The organism is Nostoc sp. (assembly GCF_036919895.1).
In the GTDB taxonomy this organism is placed as follows: domain Bacteria; phylum Cyanobacteriota; class Cyanobacteriia; order Cyanobacteriales; family Nostocaceae; genus Nostoc.
In genome coordinates, this window is record NZ_JBALBW010000083.1 from 1 (window position 1) to 3,014 (window position 3,014).

General features: G+C 42.7%; 4 protein-coding genes. 2 read left to right on the plus strand and 2 right to left on the minus strand.

Going from position 1 to position 3,014, the window contains the following annotated elements; all coding sequences use genetic code 11:
• Nucleotides 1-43: 43 nt before the first annotated feature.
• Nucleotides 44-1,102, plus strand: coding sequence for an AMP-binding protein (locus V7K55_RS16895; RefSeq protein ID WP_334833234.1), 1,059 nt, complete (start codon nucleotides 44-46; stop codon nucleotides 1,100-1,102).
• 40 nt (nucleotides 1,103-1,142) lie between these two features.
• Nucleotides 1,143-1,532, plus strand: coding sequence for a hypothetical protein (locus tag V7K55_RS16900; RefSeq protein WP_334833236.1), 390 nt, complete (start codon nucleotides 1,143-1,145; stop codon nucleotides 1,530-1,532).
• 174 nt (nucleotides 1,533-1,706) lie between these two features.
• Here the strand turns inward: V7K55_RS16900 and V7K55_RS16905 are convergent, their stop codons facing one another.
• Both V7K55_RS16905 and V7K55_RS16910 read right to left on the minus strand, forming a co-directional pair.
• Nucleotides 1,707-2,300 (minus strand): HD domain-containing protein, encoded by a 594-nt coding sequence (locus tag V7K55_RS16905; protein WP_334833238.1) that lies wholly within the window; start codon nucleotides 2,298-2,300, stop codon nucleotides 1,707-1,709.
• Between the two features lie 30 nt (nucleotides 2,301-2,330).
• The gene (locus tag V7K55_RS16910; protein WP_334833240.1) at nucleotides 2,331-2,903 is read right to left on the minus strand and encodes a TIGR03985 family CRISPR-associated protein; all 573 of its coding nucleotides are present in this window, start codon (nucleotides 2,901-2,903) and stop codon (nucleotides 2,331-2,333) included.
• Nucleotides 2,904-3,014: the final 111 nt, after the last annotated feature.

Consider the following 3,014-nt stretch of genomic DNA (forward strand, 5'->3'; position numbering starts at 1 on the left):
TTGAATTAGTCAAAGAGAAACTTCCCCCCTGCCCCCTGCCCCCTTGCCTCAGTCTGACGATCTAGCGATGATTCTCCACACTAGCGGCACTACCAGCCGTCCGAAACGTGTGCCGATTCGTCATCGCAACTTAATCGCCTCAGCTAACAACATCATTGGTGCTTACTCACTCACAGCAGATGATACTACACTGTGCTTAATGCCCCTGTTCCACGTTCACGGATTAGTGGGTTGTTTGCTGTCAACCCTAGCATCAGGCGGCACATTAATTTGTCCCAATGGTTTTAACGCTTTAGAGTTTTGGAAACTCGTAGATACCTACAAACCTACCTGGTACTCCGCAGCGCCAACTATGCACCAGACAATTTTGGCCCGCGCTAGCCGCAACACAGAAATTGTCCAAGCTAATCGCTTTCGTTTCATTCGCTCTAGTAGCGCTTCTTTGCCCCCGATTATCATTGAACAGTTGGAGATAACTCTCAATGCTCCCGTGGTGGAATCTTACAGCATGACTGAAGCATCCCACTTAATGACTACCAATCCTCTACCGCCAAAAGTGCGGAAACCAGGTAGTGTTGGTTATGGCTTTGGTGTGGATGTCGGCATCATGGACTCTGAAGGCAACCTATTATCTCAGGGAAGCTTGGGCGAGGTGGTGGTAAAAGCACCTAATGTCATTGATGGCTACGAAAACAACCCAGAAGCCAACGCCACAGCTTTTGTAAATGGTTGGTTCCGCACAGGAGATCAAGGTACTCTGGATGCAGACGGCTATCTCCACTTAACTGGACGCATTAAAGAATTGATTAACCGGGGTGGGGAAAAAATTTCTCCTTTAGAAGTGGATGATGTTTTGCTGCGTCATCCCGCCGTCGATGAAGCTTTAGCTTTTGCAGTCCCCCACAAATCTTTAGGTGAAGATATCCACGCTGCTGTTGTCCTCAAGGGAGAAGCTAGCGAAAAAGAACTTTTAGCTCACTGTTCAACTATGTTGGCAGACTTCAAAGTTCCGAAGCAAATTCACATTTTAGATGAATTACCTCGTGGCGCTACCGGGAAACTGCAACGGTTAGCGATGGCGAAATTGCTTAACATCGGCTAAATCAGCGATACACTAAGGAAAATTCCTTGAGGAAGCATCAATGGCACGGCCAAACGGGGTTCAAACTGAAATGTCTGCACAGGAATTGCCTACAATATCAGATGAAGAGACAGTGAAAATTGAAGATTTGCCGGAACAAGTAGAGGATGTGCAAGATATTGACGACATCTTGAACTCACTCAAAACCTTGTTGAGTAGCCTAGAAAAGCTCCAAAAAGTCCGGCAAGAAGTGGGTGATATCAAACCGTTAATTGGGCGGATGCTGGATGGGGAACTGGTTGCTGGTGAAGAACTTGAGCAACTCAAGGCAGGTGTGAGCAGTCTTTCTCGCCTTGTTCGGGCTTATAATGACCATCAAATAGCGTTGGCTAAAGCCCAACCTGCGAGAAATTTGCTAGATCAAGTCCTCAAAGAGCGGAAAGCTAATTGAAACAAGAAGCGATCGCATTTTTTAATTTTAGAAATGCGATCGCCTCTACATCACCTTTGGGTATGCCTACACCAGCAAGGTAGATCATTGTAAGAAAGTTCCCAGACATGAACAGCATCTTTTATTGGTTGATTTTCCCTGCATTTTCAATCAATATCCTCGACACCACTTCCCTTATTCTTGAGTAACTTGCTCTAAAAGTATAATTACTCTCTCTAATTCATTACTCAGAAAACTTGAGCCAATTCCTTGATACACAGCTAATAAACTACGATAGTACCAGAGTGTTCCCTCCTTACCACCTTTGAATTTGTTCCAAACAGCTTCTTTGTCTCGATACCAATCGGCTAAAATTGAACGGGCATTGTGCAATTTATCAGCTTGGGAAACTCGCCTCACTTCAGGGGAAGCATACTGCATTCTGATTAGATATTCTTGTTTACGTTCCTTCCAAGGAGGTTTGGGGATAACTTCTGATTCAGTACACCCATCAACAATATTGACTACTTTTTCTCCAAATGTTTGACGAATTTCTTCACGAGTCTTTGCACCACCTTGGTCTTCTATAGCATCATGGAGTAGAGCAGCGATCGCTTCATCTTCCGAGCCACCATCTTCTAAAACTAATGCTGCTACACTCAACAGATGGCTAACATAAGGGATATCACTACCTTTTCTGACTTGAGTCGCATGGAGTCTGGTTGCATAAACTAACGCTGACTCAAAGCGAGAAGTTAAATTTGATTTTTCTAACGTGTTTGAACTCATGGATTTTTCCTTTGGTTATTGGTGTTGACTTTAATTGTGATAAATTTTCCAAGTTTCTTGGATGTCTTTCGCCATACGTGAGCGTAATTCTACTGGTAATAGAACCTCTACATTTGGGCCCCAAGCTCTTAAACGCATAATCACATTGTTATCATTTTGGCGATATTTAGCTGTGTAATAGGCATCCTGGGGTAAGCGCTGCACAATTTCGACTAAATGTTTTGCTTGTGATGAATTATCCGCAGATTTTTTAATTAGCTCAATTATCTGCTTTGAGGATTTTATCGGTGTAAATGTTTCATGGCGAAAAGTATCTTTAATGTAGGAGTCATGAAAATTACGATGAAAGCGAAGTAACATTAAACAGGCTGGCTGATAAAAATCAAATCCCCACACTTTTTTAATAGACTCTTGAACTTCAGACGGTTGAGGTAGATTATTGTTGTGATATTTATCCCCTAAAAACTGGGGAACACGATCGTCTGACCATTCTAAGAATTCTTCCGATTTAATCCGTTCCAGACGATAGCTATACCAGTTCATATTTCCATCAGGATTAATCCCATAAGCACAAAGATATTTAGCACGTTGAACGTAGTAAATACATACAGGATAAGCTCAGGGCTATTTCATTCTAAAAATTCGTTTGAGTATGTCTAAACCAAAAGAGCAGAGTCGTTGGGCTTGTGCCATATTTTCAAACATATTGTCCCT

What these genes read in the sequence shown, in the direction of transcription:
- V7K55_RS16905 (WP_334833238.1), bottom strand. Translation starts at nt 2,300, where the DNA reads ATGAGTTCAAACACGTTAGAAAAATCAAATTTAACTTCTCGCTTTGAG.
- V7K55_RS16900 (WP_334833236.1), top strand. Translation starts at nt 1,143, where the DNA reads ATGGCACGGCCAAACGGGGTTCAAACTGAAATGTCTGCACAGGAATTG.